Genomic DNA, 14,912 nt, shown 5'->3' with positions numbered 1-14,912 from the left:
AGTTGTGTTGTAACGCTATTTTACCTTAAGCTGTGATGGTCTTAAAAATAAGAAGAATCTTAATATGCGTGCACTTACTCGTTCCTTTGTTATTGGTATTTTTAGTATCGTCGCCACGGTTTCGTTCGCCTCAGAAGAGCAAAAGCTTAATGATTTGATGGAAGAAATTTGGCAGTTCGAGTTAAAAAGCTACCCAACCTTTGCCACGTCTCAAGGCTTGCACGACTACGATGACCAGTTGACTGACATGTCTGCACAGGCGCTGGAGCAAAGAAATGCACAGTTTGAAGGGTTTCTAGCACGTTTGAATGCCATCGATAAGTCGGCTTTACCCAGAACGCAACAAATCAATTTATTGATGCAGCTATACCGCACACAGAATGATGTGGATGAATATAAATTCAATGCCCATTATGTTCCTTTGACATCGGAGTATGGATTTCACAGCAGTATTGCAGGATTGCCAAAGTCTGCGAAATTCCGCAATTTAACTGACTATCAGAATTATTTATCTCGCTTGCAAAAAATCCCGACCTTATTCAAGCAACAAATCGGCTGGATGAAAAAGGGCATGCAAGTAGGCATGGTGCAACCTAAAGTAGTGATGCAAGGGTTTGAGAAGTCAGTGGAAGGTTATTTCTCCGGTGCCGTCGAGGACAGCGTATTTTTCGGGCCATTCCAAAAATTGTCGTCACTGTCTATAGATGAAGAGCAACAAGAACAACTGACACGTCAAGCCAAAACGATCATCAAGGATCAGGTTTTCACAGCTTATCGCCAGTTTTATGACTTTCTAACCAACGACTATATTCCTAATGCCAAGGCTGATATCGCCTCCAAGACTTGGCCGCAGGGTGCTCTGTATTATCAAAATAGAGCGAAATATTATACCACGACCGATTTGTCGGCGGATGAGATCCACGATATAGGATTACAGGAAGTCGCTCGGATCCGCAGTGAGATGCAAAAAATAGTGGATGAATTGAAATTCGAAGGGGATATCAATGCCTTCATTCAGTTTTTGCGCACCGATCCGCAATTTTATGCAACTACGCCTGAAGAGCTGTTAAAGCATGCTTCTTTTATTGCTAAAAAGATGGATGCGCAATTGCCTAAATTATTTAAGAAATTACCCAGAACACCTTATGGCGTTGCACCTGTGCCCAATAGTATCGCACCTAAATACACCACAGGGCGCTATATCTCGCCAAGTCGTGACGACCAGCCTGGTTACTATTGGGTTAATACCTATGCGTTAGATAAGCGTCCTTTGTACGCCATACCTGCGTTGACGCTTCATGAAGCTGTACCGGGCCATCATTTGCAAATTTCGCTGGCACGAGAGATGGACGATCTGCCGAACGTGCGTCGCTATACCTATATCTCAGCATTTGGTGAAGGCTGGGGGTTGTACTCCGAATTTTTAGGTAAAGAAGTGGGTATTTATGAGACTCCTTATGATGAATTTGGTCGTCTTAGTTATGAAATGTGGCGAGCCTGTCGTCTTGTGGTCGACACCGGTATGCATTTGAAAGGCTGGTCGAGACAAAAAGCCATGGACTATATGCTCGAGAATACCGCTTTATCTGAACACAATGTCACTACTGAGATTGATCGCTATATTTCTTGGCCAGCTCAAGCCTTGTCTTACAAGATTGGCGAAATAGAAATAAAGAAATTGCGGGCTCAGGCGCAAAACGCATTAGGCGACAAATTTGATGTACGTGAATTCCATGACGCTGTGTTGGAATATGGCTCTATTCCTTTATCGGTATTACGCGAAAATATTGCCTTGTTTATAGAGCAGCAGGCTCAGTAGCTACTGTGCAAAAGTTGTATTTCTTCCTACCATAAGAGTGATTTGATGATCGAATTTGGGATAATTGGTTTTTTAGTTCTGATATTGATTTACTTAATGGTAAGTAGGCAATCTATGCAAGCTGAGTTAAGTAAACTCAAGCTCAGAGTTAAATCATTAGATAGCCAGCACCGCTTTTCGTTGAATGCTTTAATCATTGCCTCTGGCCAACTACAGAATATGTATTTAATGCGTTTAGAATATTTACAAAAGCACGCACTTATCAGTTCTGAAGATCATAAATTTGCCAGTTTTATTGTTGGTCAAGTTGAGAACGTGATCATGCAATGTTGTGAGAAGCGTTTCACCGTAGAGGAAGTGATCACAAAGGCGTTAAAAAAAACCGAAATGGAAATGCCACAGATCAGCCAGTATATTGCCAAACAGCCTTCTGATATCCGCATTCCTTGGTGCAAGAATACAATTGGTGGGTTTGTCACTGCCTGTCATAACCTCACCTCTGAGCATACCCGACAAAGAACTTCAGCAGAGCCCGATATTAGCGCGAACTCTGGGCATTGAGGTGTACTCTAGTTGAGATAGCTACAATCCATCACATTGCTCTAATAGATATAAGAATTCTTGTTCTTCAACTGGCATAATCGACAGTCGATGACCTTTTTTGACTAAGCCAATGTCAGTGATTTGCTGCATTTGTTTAATTGTCTTGAGCGTCAGTACCTGCTTGAATTTGCGGGTTAGCTTTACATCCACCATGTACCAGCGCGGCGCATCCACAGATGACTTAGGATCATAGTATTTGCTTTCTGGATCAAACTGGGAGTGATCGGGATAGCCTGCTTTTACCACTTCAGCCAATCCTGCTATACCAACCTCTTTACAGCTCGAATGATAAATAAAGACCGCATCACCGACTTGCACTTTATCCCGTAAGAAATTACGCGCCTGATAATTACGGATCCCATCCCAATGTTCAGTTTGGCCGGGGCGGTTGGCCAGATCATCGACACTAAAGGCGTCTGGCTCCGTTTTGAATAACCAGTAATTCATCATTCTCTACTCTGTTTTATAATGACATTTGTTAGACTAAATTTTACCTTAAGTTAAGGACGTTTCACTAACCCGAACTCATTGAAATATAGACTAAAGCACTGCTTTAAGCCTCTTTAGTATGATCAATCTGAATAATCTCAGCTCAGCGCAACACTTGCATCTGCTAAATTGATCAATATACTGTATATAAACACAGTATAAATTTAACTATGAATACCTTACTTGAACAATTGAAAAATAAGCGATTGGTATGGCAGGCAAATCAGCAAAATGCCATCGCCAATACCGACAGCACCGGCTATCAAGAGCTGGATGTGGCGCTGCATGGAGGGTTCCCTCAGCAAGGCGTTATCGATATAGATAGCGCTGTGGGTATTGGCGAAATTCGTCTGCTATTGCCCGCTTTGCGAGCCAGACAACAACAGACTCAGCGGCAACTCGTGTTCATTGCCGCTCCCATGCAAATCAATGGTGAGATGTTTGCTCAAGCAGGCTTGTCTTTAGAGCACATACTGATCATACAGCCCGAGACCCCAGAGCATGCATTGTGGAGTGCCGAACAATGCCTGAAAAGCGGCTGTTGTCATAGTGTGTTGTTGTGGCATCAACAACTCGAGGTCGCCCAAGCGAAGCGTTTACAACTGGCGGCAGAGCAAGGTGATGCATTACATCTACTGTTCCGACACAAGCGTCAGCTGAGCATGTCGCTACCGGTCAATTTAGCCATGAAATTGAGTCCCCACGCGCAAGGTTTGTCGGTACAAATCACCAAACGTAAAGGAGGTTGGCCTGATAATCCTTTCCAAGTCGATATGACAAAGGCCTGGCCCACACTGACGCGTGTCCGTCATGCCGATAACGTCATTCAGCTTCCTCAATCTAAAGTGAGTTAGCGATGCAGTCGCTGTGGCTTTATCTGCATTTTCCAAACTTGCAGCTAGACAGTTTGTGTGACCTTGGTGCATTAGCGCCAACGACCGATGATTTAGCTAAGGACAATGATGCTCACCAAGGTGCTAAGCCTATCGTTATTTTACACGCAAAGTCCAACACCGTGATCCAGTTGAACCAGTTAGCGCTAGCCGCTGGTATTCAAAAAGGCATGGGCTTGGGAACCGCAGCTGCACTGGATCAGCATTTACAAGTAGTAGCCTACCGTGCTGATGTTGAGCAAAAAAAGCTGACCGAGATTGCCGAGCATTTGTATTTGGTCACCTCAGATATCTGCTTGTTTCCCCCGGATGGACTGCTGTTACGGATCCATAACATGTTAACCCTCTACGGCGGCTTAGCCGCATATTGGCGGGTGTTGAAAGGGCAGCTCAGCCATTTTAGGGTCAGTTATCATTACGCTACTGGCCAATCACCTTATGCAGCACGGATGTTAGCTAGAACCCAATGGGACCAGATCAGTGATCATCTCCCGATGCTGCAACATCAAATTGGTGTGCGTCAGCTCAGTGATTCCGAGTTATCGGCTAAAACGGTGAGTAAACTGAATCGTGTGGGTATTCACACCATCGCCGATCTGATGGCAATTTCGCTAAAAGACATCGCCAAACGATTCGATATTGAACTGGTTACTTATTTAGGACGTCTTAGTGGTGAGTTCCACCACCCTATCGCGTTTTTTCACCCTCAGTCGCGCTTCCAACATTACCTAGAGCTGCTGTATGAAATCAGCTATACCGATAGTCTGTTACCCCCTATGAAGCATCAGTTACAGGCGCTTGAACAATTCTTAAAAGTACGTGACCGGCTCACCCAGAAAATTATCTTTACCTTACACCAGCGTGACGCTGACTCATTAACTCTGGAAGTAGGTTCTGCACAAGACGAGTATCAAGCAGCCAAGTGGCTGCAGCTGATTGAACTTAAGCTAGCCCAACTTAAACTCCAAGCTCCGGTATTTGCGTTAACCCTAACCACAGGCAGCACGCAGGAGCGCTGCCCAGATAAGGCCGATTTATTCTCTGCTCGTAAAGGCGCCCTTTCTTACTTGCAGCTTATCTCTATATTGCAAGCTCGACTGGGAGAGCAAGCGGTGAAACAAGTTTGTTTAACAGACGATTTTCGTCCTGATAAAGTTAACCACTATCAACTCCCCCAATCACAACATCAGCCAATCGATTTTCGATTACAAGCACTGCGTCCGAGTTTTTTGTTAAATACCGCCCAACCCTTAACCGAAAAGGTCACCGTGATACATGGGCCGGAACGGATCAGCACAGGTTGGTGGGATAATCAGGCCATGACTCGAGACTATTTTATTGCGCAAAACTCCCAACAGCAGTGGCTGTGGATCTTCCGAACCCCCAATAAAAAATGGTTTGTGCACGGTTTGTTTAGTTAAGGGGGATGAATGGCTTACGCTGAACTTTTCTGCCAAACCAATTTTAGCTTTTTGACAGGTGCGTCTCACCCTCAAGAGATGGTAAGACAAGCGCATTTTCTAGGTTATCAAGCGATTGCAATTACCGATGAATGTTCGGTTGCCGGTGTGGTAAGGGCATATACCGAAATCAAAGATCATGCTCTGCCCATCAAGCTTATCGTAGGTAGCTACTTTGAGCTTGGCGATACGCTTAGATGTGTGTTGATTTGCCCAAATCGCACCGCTTATGGAGAACTGTGCCGGATCATTACCAACGCCCGACGCCGCTCCCCCAAAGGACAATATAGTTTAGCTCAGTGGGATCTGAAAACCGTCAAACATTGCTTAATGCTATGGCTACCCATAGGTGAAAAAGAAGCTGATGAGGAATGGGCGCTTTGGTTAAAAAAACACTATGCTGGCCGTTTATGGATAGGGCTGCAGCGACATCTGGTGGCCAATGAACAGGCTTACCTTAGCCATTGTCAAAAACTCAGTAACCTGTTCGAACTTCCTATCACAGCCTGCGGTGGTGCATTGATGCATAGTGCTAATCGCCAACCACTACAACACCTATTAACCGCCATTAAACATCGCACCACTGTTGCCCAGCTAGGCAGAGCCTTGCAGCCCAATGCCGAGCGCTGTTTACGTAGTCAAGACAAACTGAATCGACTGTTTAAACGCCAGTATGTCGATGAAGCGGTCAGTATTGCACAGCAATGCACCTTTAATATGCGGGAGCTGAAGTACGAATATCCGGCGGAGCTGATCCCTAAAGGGAAAACACCAACAGGCTATTTGCGCGAATTAGTGGAATTAGGGATTAAGAAGCGTTTTCCTGAAGGCATCAAAGCACCGATCAGAGCGATTATCGAAAAAGAATTAATACTTATTGCCGAACAACAATATGAATTCTTCTTTTTAACCATATTCGACATTGTCCAATTCGCACAGCGTCAGCAAATTTTATATCAAGGGCGCGGCTCAGCCGCCAATTCTGTGGTCTGTTATTGCCTTGAAATTACCTCAGTGGATCCTCGTCAAATTAACGTGCTATTTGAGCGTTTTATATCCAAAGAGCGAGATGAACCACCTGATATTGATGTGGACTTTGAACATCAGCGGCGCGAAGAGGTGATCCAGTACATCTACAACAAATATGGTCGCGAACGCACTGCTATTGCGGCAACGGTCACCAGTTACCGTTTTAAAAGTGCATTACGAGAAGTCGGTAAAGCATTAGGAATCAACGAAACTCAGTTAGATTTTTTTATCAAAAATATCAATCGACGCGATAGCGGTTTGAACTGGCAGGCGCAAATTGCTGAGCTTGGACTGGATCCGGCATCTGAAAAAGGACAGCAATTTATCTCTTTGACCAACGAGATCATGGGCTTCCCGAGGCACCTGTCTCAACACGTGGGGGGCTTTATTATCTCCTCTGGTCCACTGTATCAAATGGTGCCAATTGAAAATGCCGCGATGAAAGATAGAAGCGTGATCCAGTGGGATAAAGACGATTTGGAGAGTCTGGGGTTATTGAAAGTGGATGTACTGGCACTGGGCATGCTCACGGCAATTCGTAAGTCATTTCAGCTTATCCAACAGCATTATGGGCACGCGCTGAGCATCGCCCAGATCACCAAGCTTGAAGACGACCCGCAGGTGTATAACATGATCCAACGCGCTGATACCGTAGGCGTATTCCAGATTGAATCACGGGCGCAAATGAGCATGCTACCGCGTTTAAAACCACAAACGTATTATGATTTGGTGATCCAGATCGCCATCGTCCGACCTGGTCCCATCCAAGGCGACATGGTACATCCATTTTTGCGCCGCCGAGACGGCAAGGAGCCGATCTCCTATCCCTCAGAAGAAGTCGCGAACGTGTTAAGTCGGACTATGGGTGTCCCGATATTCCAAGAGCAGGTGATCCAATTGGCCATGGTTGCAGCCGGATTTAGCGGCGGTGAAGCGGATCAACTTCGCAGAGCCATGGCCAGTTGGAAAAAAAATGGTCAGTTAATGCAATTCCAAGACAAACTGATCAGCGGCATGTTGGCGCGCGGCTATACCCAAGAATATGCAGAGCGTATCTTCAATCAAATATGCGGTTTTGGTGAGTATGGCTTTCCAGAATCCCATTCGGCATCCTTTGCCGTACTGGCCTATGTCTCATCTTGGCTAAAGTATTATTACCCTGCCGCGTTTTATGTGGGATTACTTAACAGCTGGCCGATGGGCTTTTACCCTCCTGCGCAACTAGTACAGGATGCCAAACGTCATCAAATCGACATTTTACCTATTTGCGTTAATCGCTCTGACTATGATCACCTTATGGAAAAAGTCCCAGGTGGTTTTGCCATACGCTTGGGTTTGCGCATGATAAAAGGCCTGTCTGTGCCTAGTGCCGAAAACATAGTGAACAATCGCCCCGCTTGTGGTTATCACTCAATGGTAGAGTTGAAAAATGTAGGTATCGCACGGGATCAGTTAGAAGCGCTAGCCAGTGCTAGTGCGTTATTTCAACTGGCGGATAACCGATATAAAGCACGCTGGGCTTTAATGGAGTCTGAAACCGACTTACCCTTACTAAAAGAACAGGAACAGTCATTCTCTTATGAAAAATCGCCCTCAAAGGTCGATGTAATGATGGAAGATTATGCCGCGACTAGCCTGTCATTATCGCATCATCCCATTCAGCTTTTGCGCCAAGCTAATCAACTCGGAAGATATACACCAGCCAGTCAATTGCACCAGAAGCAGCATAAATCAGTGGTGACGGTTATTGGTTTAGTCATAGGTCGTCAGGCACCTGGTACTGCAGCGGGCGTTACCTTCATGACCCTAGAAGACGATACGGGTTGTAGTAATGTTGTGGTGTGGCAGGCAACTGCACGAGCGCAAAAGAAAGCGTTTCTGAAGTCAAAAATAGTCAAGGTGAGCGGCATTTTAGAGCGGGGAGATGCTGGTGTTACCCATATCATTGCAGGGCGTATTACTGATTTGAGTCATCTGTTGGAAGCCCTTAATACGCATTCAAGAGACTTTCATTAATCCGCTTTAGCGATTACTCTTAATCGCCTCAAGCGCCTGACGAATGATATCGGGGATCGCCACAGCTTGATTGGTGTTTCTATTCACAAATACGTGAACAAAATATCCCTGTGCGCTAGGTATTTCACTGTCTTGCTGAAAAATACCAAGCTCATAGGTCACAGAGCGTTGACTTAACCGAGAGACTCGCAGCCCAATATCAATTGTCTCAGGGTAGGCAATAGGCGAGAAGTACTGACATTTAGACTCGACCACAAAACCAACCACATTAGCGATGTGGATTTGTAGTTGACCTTGCTCGATGAGATAGCGATTCACTGCACTGTCGAAGTAACCATAGTATTCGACATTATTTACATGGCCATAGATATCATTGTCACTCCAACGGGTTTCCATTGTATAAAACACAGAAAAATCAGAACGCGTTAATTTGTCTTGCATTACCTCTCCTAGAATGCTTTTTGGTAGATCGACAATGCAGCTTGATAATCGATTTCTATTGGATTGTTAATTAGTAAACGTTGTTGCGCCATCGCATCTTTTGCTAGTTGCGGCAGACTATCCAACCCAACGCCACACTCACGGAGACGGGTGGGCAATCCTAAGTCAACGATCAAGCTACGCAAGTGATGGATCAAGTGTTGCGCTTTTTGTTGGCGAGTGAAATTTCGTTCTAAATCATCGCATACCACATCAGCAAGTTGAGCGTATAAATCTACTGCGGAGTCTAAATTGAAGGACAACACATGAGGCAGCATCAACGCATTACTCAAACCATGCGGAATATGGAAATGACCACCGAGCGGATAAGCTAAGGCGTGCACACCACCGACAGGCGCATTGGCAAAAGCTTGTCCTGCAAGCAGTGAACCAAGCAACATTGCACCTCTTGCCGAAAGATCATCACCTTTTAGAACAACCGTTCTGATATTTTTTGACAGTTTCGTAAGAGCGTTTAGCGCTAAGCCATCAGATATAGGATTCTTCTTGATGCGACTAGTAAACGCTTCGATAGCATGCACCATGGCATCAATGCCGGTCGCTGCGCTAATGGCAGGAGGTAAACCAATAGTAAGTTGTGGATCGAGAATGGCGGCATCCGCTAGCAACTTATTAGAAACAATACCTGCTTTAGTCGTGCCCCCAGTTGTAATAATCGAAATAGGAGTCACTTCTGAACCAGTACCTGCCGTAGTTGGAACAAGGATAAGCGGTAATCGACCACCCAGCACATTATCGACACCGTACAAATTCGCTAATGTCTGCTCGCACGATGACAAAGATAGCACCGCCACAACCTTAGCCACATCCATGGAGCTGCCTCCACCAAACCCTACAACCAATTGCGCTTTATGGACTGTTGCTGTTTCAGTCGCTCTAAGCACCGTCGTTTCACATGGGTCCGCCTCGACATCGGCGAAAACAACAACCGAGACATTGATACTTTCTAGCTGGGCTAATAGTGCTGAAGCGAGTCCTAACCCAACGATATTAGCGTCCGTTATTAGCAATACTCGGGATATCTGACGTATTTGGCAGAAATTGCTTATTGCGTCCGCCACAGACTGACCAAAAATAATCGAAGGTACAGAGGCAAACTGAAATGGTTGCACATTTAATCCTTAATCAGTCACAGGGTTAACCTAGCAACGCATAGGCTAACCCAAGGAATAACTGAAAGTAACCTTAACTCGGGCTAATTAGTCATAAAACGGCGAACGGATCTCGGTCAAACTCCTTAATTTAACTGGACGTTGTAACATCTGCCCACCGTCACGTCCGATTGGGATCCATGGAATACGTCCCCGCCCTTTGGCTGGTGCGAACGAAAACAAGTCAAACGGAATCGAAATATAGAAGCCTTTAGTGAAGCTACCTTCGCCGTATTCTTCAGCCGATACATTGGTAAACGCCGCGTAAGCGCCAACAATAATGCCGCTTTCGAATCGCTTAGCAAAATCAATATTTACGCCCTTGTCTTTGGCAAGAAACTGACCGGCATTAATGGTGAGTTGCATATCGGGTAAGAATTCGGGTTGCCAATAGACGCTGGCATGACCGGTAAACGCGGTGTAATCAAAGAATGCGGTTTCACTATCAAAATCACGCTGTTTTACATAATTCAAATCGAGTCCAAAGGACAAACTACTATCAACAGGACGGTACAGCACTTCTCCGCCGACCCCACCAAACATGGTTTCTAAATAGCCGCCATAAGCTTGCGCGTACAAATTTGGCGCAATTCGATTAAACCAATGCACATAGGCATTTTCCAAGGTTACCGCTCCACGCGTAACATATTCGCGCACTTGAGTACGGACTCGGGGCAATGCGGTTTGTTCGTTATCAACCAAAAAGTTAAATTTATCAAAATTCTCTAAAAGAGTTACTTTTAGACCCCCACGTACTGAGAAGTTTGGATTAAACGCATAACCGGTGTTTACAAATGCGCCGCCCTGATAAAGATAAAAGTCTTCTGGGTTACCAAAGGTTTGGATCCAAAATGCCTCTGCTCCAAACAAAAATCCTGATAGCTCTTTGGGTTTGTAGTTATCCATTGTTTGCTCAGAAGGATCTTGGCGCTCATAGCTGGACTTGATATCGGTTTCAAGCTGCTCATAAGCTGCGGCAACTTTGAACTCTTGCGCATCGATAGTAGTTTCCACCATAGGCGTATGAGCTACGTTTTCGACTATTTTATAGGTACTAATCGACTCAGGTAATTCGGAAGCTAGAATACGGCCAACCCTTTGCGTGGCTTCGTCATGATCTCGATACCCTAATTGCGTACCGTAGAATGTCATTTCATCACCTTCTTGATGAGTCGCATTGATTAAGAAGCTACCTTCATTAGCTAAATCCGCATATAAACGGTCTCGATTCAAGGTTTCAATGGACTCTGCAGGTGTGGCGTTTTCGATTGGGCGCGGAGGACGGTCAAATTTAACCTGTTTAACCGTGTGCATATTAAAATTATATGACACACCAAAACCGATGGTATTGCCACGTTGATAATTGAGATTAAAATCCCAGTCATTATATTTATACACCGCCCCAAAATTCCATTTACTATCTTGCTTGAGCTGTCCGGCTCTGTCGTTCACATAATCGTTGCCGTCATATTCAAGCTTTAGAGTTAGGCCTTCAATCGGCGTTTGATACTCAATGCCTCCGAATATGGACGCTGGCCCTTTAAAGAATTCGTTGTAGTCTACCTTGCCACCGCGCCCAGTAAACCCGCCAGGACGTTCACAAAAGGAGTCTTTTAGCTCACATAATGGATTGCTTATATTACCGCCGGCACCCAAATAACCAGAGCCGAGTCCGATATGAAAATCAAGCGGACCAACCCCTTTACTAAAGTTAATAAACTCGCTGCTAAAGAACCCGGTGCCGCCTATATCCATAAATCCAACAGATACCTCAGGTAAGTAATAACTTTCTTGTAGGAGTCTAAATTTAACGTCAATACCTTTGTCTTTTAACGTTTGATTGCCACTAAAGCTTTCCGATTGACTGTAAAGTCGCGTGCGAACGTCCGTATAGCGAACCGTGGATTCCATCCAAGGGAACAGTTGAAGACTGGCAGTCCAGAAACGGTATTGATCAATATCATTATAATTAACCGTAAACGAGCCCTCTTTGGCCATGCGTGCTGTGGGCGTTTGGATTAAGCCTACCCCCCCTCTCACCGTTTGTGACAAATTGCCATTATCATCATCGATAGCAACCTCACTTTCAGTGCTTTGGACAAGTGCAGTGTAAAAACTCGATAACAAAATTAGCTGAGTTAGAAAACCGAAAGACCTCATGGTATTGCTATCCTATTTACTGCGAGTTCCGCTACTTTTTGATTAACGTCGTTATTTGATGGAAAAAAAGCACTTTCTTGTAGTGGCACATACACCATGGAACCGGGCATGGCTAAGACACATGTTTTATTCCAGTAGGCTACCGGCGTTTTTTGTACCTTTCCTTGAGGGGAAATCAGATAAACAAAACTGGGATCTGCATGTTCAGCTAATTTCATTTGGGACACCACATCTTCAATACAGGTGTTATTTTGATAGATTATCTCAACCGGTGTTTCCACTGCACCAAATACATGTAACGTGCTTGGTCTTTTAGACAATATCAGCTGATACTGACCACTTTCAACACGCGGATTGTGTTTTGCAGATATCCGAGCTAACTCATAATCAATAGTGATAGTTATTCGATCTGCAAGTTGCCAGTTTTTAATTTGATTAATAATGCTTTGGTAGGTCGCTTTATACTTACTTTCACTTATGCCGTTCTCTGCAAGTAAGGCTATTACTTGGCTGCGCATTGCTTCTGATGCGTTTGACGAGCGTTTAAACAGCCTGCTGGCAGGCCAATACCAGTCCTCTTCAAATGCTACTGGTGCAAGTACGTCACTTAGCCTAGGATTTACACCAAACGAATAATCAGTTTCATTCAGTGTCACCTCGACGGCTGCGTTGCTAGACATCGAGAGCACCATAATATTGATGGTTAATAGAATTTTTATTAATCGACTGATCATATTACTGCTCCACCAGTCTTAAAGCACGACTAACGTAGGTTATCTCGACCGTCTCGCTTAAGGCTGACACCTTTTGCGTTGATTTTAGAAGTTGACCCGACGCTTGATGTATCCAATAGGTATTAATCCAACTGGCGTTACTGTGTTTGGCACTATGGTAATTGATAGATTCGACGTATTTGCTCACCTTGAAGTTGTGACTGTGTATAGAAATAATTTCGTCAGATGTAGCAGAAAATAGTGATGACAATTCAACCCCATAGTCTTGATGTTCGGTATCAATCACGCGAGTCCAGCTAGACAAATCGTTCCCTTCTGATAATGATTTCAAGGGGTCTGCGCTAAGGTTGCTGACATAAATAAGATTATGCTCTAGACCATGGGTACGCACTAAGCGGCCATTTTCAGTGATAAACATTGCCTTATCTTTTGATAGCCATTTGTAACGGCCCTCTTCAATAAAGGCTAATGCCATTGTTGCTATGGGCCTATCGCCATTTCTTACATAGACCAAATCGACAGGTGATTGTCGCACCTCGTCATCAGAAAGGCTGATATCAATATCATTATCAAAATACATCTCAACATTTTGTAAATACGCTTGTTGCGTTGAGGAGCACGCCGATATCAGTAAAACAGAAATAGTAAATAGTAGAAAACAGCCTTTAGAGAGCTTCATAAGGACCCGCTTGAAATGAACATCCAATAAAAAAGCCGCCAAATTTAGGCGGCTTTCAAAAACATCGGCTTACTTAGTTGGTAGGCAAGTAAGTAAAGGTAACTGGAACAGTAACCGTACCAGGACCAGAAGTTGTTACTGTAACGGTAGTACCGATACAAACACCATCAACCAACGCATCATCACCGTTACACTCTGGTGGTGGTGGCGGTGGTGGTGGCGGTGGTGGTGGTACTGGACGCGCTGGGGCTGAACCGCTACTGTTAGAAACAACAGCTCCAACGATTACGGCGCCAACTACACCGGCAGTTACTAGACCAGCAGTTACGCCGCCCTTAGCAGCACCAGCAGAACCGGCTCCGCCAGCTTGTTCTTGCGCTTGTAGGCTAACAGATGCAACAGATGCTGCTACTGCTAATCCAATCAAACTTTTTCTCATCATCATTCCTTAAAAAATATGACACCTAGTGGTGGATAATAATGTATCCAAAAAACGATCTCAATGATTAAATTACGATCTAGACCAAATTTATATACATTTTAAATAAAATATTCAATAGTTTGGAATAACTATGATTTTTTGCATACATAGTTAGTCACCAATTGAGAACAGTATAAACGGTTACATACTGATTTTTTTATAAATATCGTAAAATTTCATTAATACTTTTTAGCTATCAGTGGCTTTAAAAAGCATTTTTTTAACGCGTCGATAATAGCTAATGAGGTCCCCACCCAAGAGCATTGTGGGGATGACGGTTCTTTTAACTACTCGATAACAGCTAATGAGGTCCCCACCCAAGAGCACTGTGGGGATGACGGTTCTTTTAACTACTCGATAACAGCTAATGAGGTCCCCACCCAAGAGCACTGTGGGGATGACGGTGGCTGGGTGCGTTATCAGGGATGAGTTCATTTTAGGTTTTGTACCGTTTAATACAAAGAGCCTACGTGTTTTTAACTCCTCGATAACAGCTAACGAGGTCCCCACCCAAGAGCACTGTGGGGATGACGGTAGTTGTATGCGTTGTGGGGATGACATTTCTTTGCCATTACTTTTTACTCTCACATGGGGGTAAGCGAGGATGTTTTAGGAGCGAAGCTCCGCCCGAGCGCACGACCGACATGGATGTCGGGCTGGATGAAGCCACAGGGATGTGTGACACCTAGCCACTGATTACATGGACAGGCATTGCATGACACCCCGATGGGTATGGTTTCTCTTGTGGGTTTGCACAGCGAAGCTGGGCTTTAGGAGGAAGGCTACCTATGCAGGTAACGATAAAGGCGCTTCGTTAGGTAAATCGCAGGCATAAAAAAAGGCTACCTAAATAGGTAGCCTTTCTTCTAATGGGAGCCTGGCAGTGTGCTACTCTCA

Annotated in this window: 12 protein-coding genes; 5 read left to right on the top strand and 7 right to left on the bottom strand. The window is 44.6% G+C overall.

The features are described 5' to 3' along the window. Nucleotides 1–64: 64 nt before the first annotated feature. Complete coding sequence (locus ABD036_RS08580) at nucleotides 65–1,819, top strand: DUF885 domain-containing protein (RefSeq protein ID WP_343858730.1); 1,755 nt, start codon at nucleotides 65–67, stop codon at nucleotides 1,817–1,819. Nucleotides 1,820–1,933: 114 nt separating this feature from the next. Next, nucleotides 1,934–2,380, top strand: coding sequence for a hypothetical protein (locus tag ABD036_RS08575; RefSeq protein WP_343858728.1), 447 nt, complete (start codon nucleotides 1,934–1,936; stop codon nucleotides 2,378–2,380). A 21-nt stretch (nucleotides 2,381–2,401) separates the two neighbouring features. Here the strand turns inward: ABD036_RS08575 and ABD036_RS08570 are convergent, their stop codons facing one another. Continuing rightward, nucleotides 2,402–2,869, bottom strand: a complete 468-nt coding sequence (locus tag ABD036_RS08570) for an EVE domain-containing protein (protein WP_343859294.1) — start codon at nucleotides 2,867–2,869, stop codon at nucleotides 2,402–2,404. 212 nt (nucleotides 2,870–3,081) lie between these two features. Between ABD036_RS08570 and imuA the strand changes: the two genes are divergently transcribed. Genes imuA through ABD036_RS08555 form a run of 3 tightly spaced genes read left to right on the top strand, consistent with a single transcriptional unit; the run spans nucleotide 3,082 to nucleotide 8,309 of the window. Beyond that, complete coding sequence (imuA, locus tag ABD036_RS08565) at nucleotides 3,082–3,765, top strand: translesion DNA synthesis-associated protein ImuA (protein ID WP_343858726.1); 684 nt, start codon at nucleotides 3,082–3,084, stop codon at nucleotides 3,763–3,765. Nucleotides 3,766–3,767: 2 nt separating this feature from the next. Then, the gene (locus ABD036_RS08560) at nucleotides 3,768–5,225 is read left to right on the top strand and encodes a Y-family DNA polymerase (protein ID WP_343858724.1); all 1,458 of its coding nucleotides are present in this window, start codon (nucleotides 3,768–3,770) and stop codon (nucleotides 5,223–5,225) included. 9 nt (nucleotides 5,226–5,234) lie between these two features. Then, on the top strand, nucleotides 5,235–8,309 hold the full coding sequence (locus ABD036_RS08555; RefSeq protein ID WP_343858721.1) for an error-prone DNA polymerase: 3,075 nt from the start codon (nucleotides 5,235–5,237) through the stop codon (nucleotides 8,307–8,309). A gap of 6 nt (nucleotides 8,310–8,315) precedes the next feature. On the opposite strand, the gene ABD036_RS08550 is transcribed toward ABD036_RS08555, so the two are convergent. The 6 genes from ABD036_RS08550 to ABD036_RS08525 all read right to left on the bottom strand — a co-directional run bounded on the left by ABD036_RS08550 (nucleotide 8,316) and on the right by ABD036_RS08525 (nucleotide 13,973). Continuing rightward, nucleotides 8,316–8,750, bottom strand: a complete 435-nt coding sequence (locus ABD036_RS08550; RefSeq protein ID WP_343858718.1) for an acyl-CoA thioesterase — start codon at nucleotides 8,748–8,750, stop codon at nucleotides 8,316–8,318. Nucleotides 8,751–8,758: 8 nt separating this feature from the next. Beyond that, the gene (locus tag ABD036_RS08545; protein WP_343858716.1) at nucleotides 8,759–9,922 is read right to left on the bottom strand and encodes an iron-containing alcohol dehydrogenase; all 1,164 of its coding nucleotides are present in this window, start codon (nucleotides 9,920–9,922) and stop codon (nucleotides 8,759–8,761) included. A gap of 87 nt (nucleotides 9,923–10,009) precedes the next feature. After that, on the bottom strand, nucleotides 10,010–12,121 hold the full coding sequence (locus ABD036_RS08540) for a YjbH domain-containing protein (RefSeq protein WP_343858713.1): 2,112 nt from the start codon (nucleotides 12,119–12,121) through the stop codon (nucleotides 10,010–10,012). Next, a complete protein-coding gene (locus ABD036_RS08535) occupies nucleotides 12,118–12,855 on the bottom strand; it encodes a capsule biosynthesis GfcC family protein (protein ID WP_343858710.1) in 738 nt (245 codons plus the stop codon). Before ABD036_RS08535 ends, ABD036_RS08540 begins: the two co-directional genes overlap by 4 nt. Nucleotide 12,856: 1 nt before the next feature. After that, nucleotides 12,857–13,534: a YjbF family lipoprotein gene (locus ABD036_RS08530; protein ID WP_343858708.1), complete on the bottom strand. Its 678-nt coding sequence runs from the start codon at nucleotides 13,532–13,534 to the stop codon at nucleotides 12,857–12,859. Between the two features lie 73 nt (nucleotides 13,535–13,607). After that, nucleotides 13,608–13,973, bottom strand: coding sequence for a hypothetical protein (locus ABD036_RS08525; RefSeq protein WP_343858706.1), 366 nt, complete (start codon nucleotides 13,971–13,973; stop codon nucleotides 13,608–13,610). Nucleotides 13,974–14,912: the final 939 nt, after the last annotated feature.

This window comes from Aliiglaciecola litoralis, assembly GCF_039523355.1.
GTDB classification, from domain to species: Bacteria; Pseudomonadota; Gammaproteobacteria; order Enterobacterales; family Alteromonadaceae; genus Aliiglaciecola; species Aliiglaciecola litoralis.
This window is presented reverse-complemented; position numbering and strand designations above follow the sequence as displayed.

Bases quoted from the DNA above. Each gene is read 5' to 3' on its own strand.
- ABD036_RS08580 (WP_343858730.1), top strand. From the start codon at position 65: ATGCGTGCACTTACTCGTTCCTTTGTTATTGGTATTTTTAGTATCGTC.
- ABD036_RS08575 (WP_343858728.1), top strand. From the start codon at position 1,934: ATGCAAGCTGAGTTAAGTAAACTCAAGCTCAGAGTTAAATCATTAGAT.
- ABD036_RS08570 (WP_343859294.1), bottom strand. From the start codon at position 2,869: ATGAATTACTGGTTATTCAAAACGGAGCCAGACGCCTTTAGTGTCGAT.
- imuA (WP_343858726.1), top strand. From the start codon at position 3,082: ATGAATACCTTACTTGAACAATTGAAAAATAAGCGATTGGTATGGCAG.
- ABD036_RS08560 (WP_343858724.1), top strand. From the start codon at position 3,768: ATGCAGTCGCTGTGGCTTTATCTGCATTTTCCAAACTTGCAGCTAGAC.
- ABD036_RS08555 (WP_343858721.1), top strand. From the start codon at position 5,235: ATGGCTTACGCTGAACTTTTCTGCCAAACCAATTTTAGCTTTTTGACA.
- ABD036_RS08550 (WP_343858718.1), bottom strand. From the start codon at position 8,750: ATGCAAGACAAATTAACGCGTTCTGATTTTTCTGTGTTTTATACAATG.
- ABD036_RS08540 (WP_343858713.1), bottom strand. From the start codon at position 12,121: ATGAGGTCTTTCGGTTTTCTAACTCAGCTAATTTTGTTATCGAGTTTT.
- ABD036_RS08535 (WP_343858710.1), bottom strand. From the start codon at position 12,855: ATGATCAGTCGATTAATAAAAATTCTATTAACCATCAATATTATGGTG.
- ABD036_RS08530 (WP_343858708.1), bottom strand. From the start codon at position 13,534: ATGAAGCTCTCTAAAGGCTGTTTTCTACTATTTACTATTTCTGTTTTA.
- ABD036_RS08525 (WP_343858706.1), bottom strand. From the start codon at position 13,973: ATGAGAAAAAGTTTGATTGGATTAGCAGTAGCAGCATCTGTTGCATCT.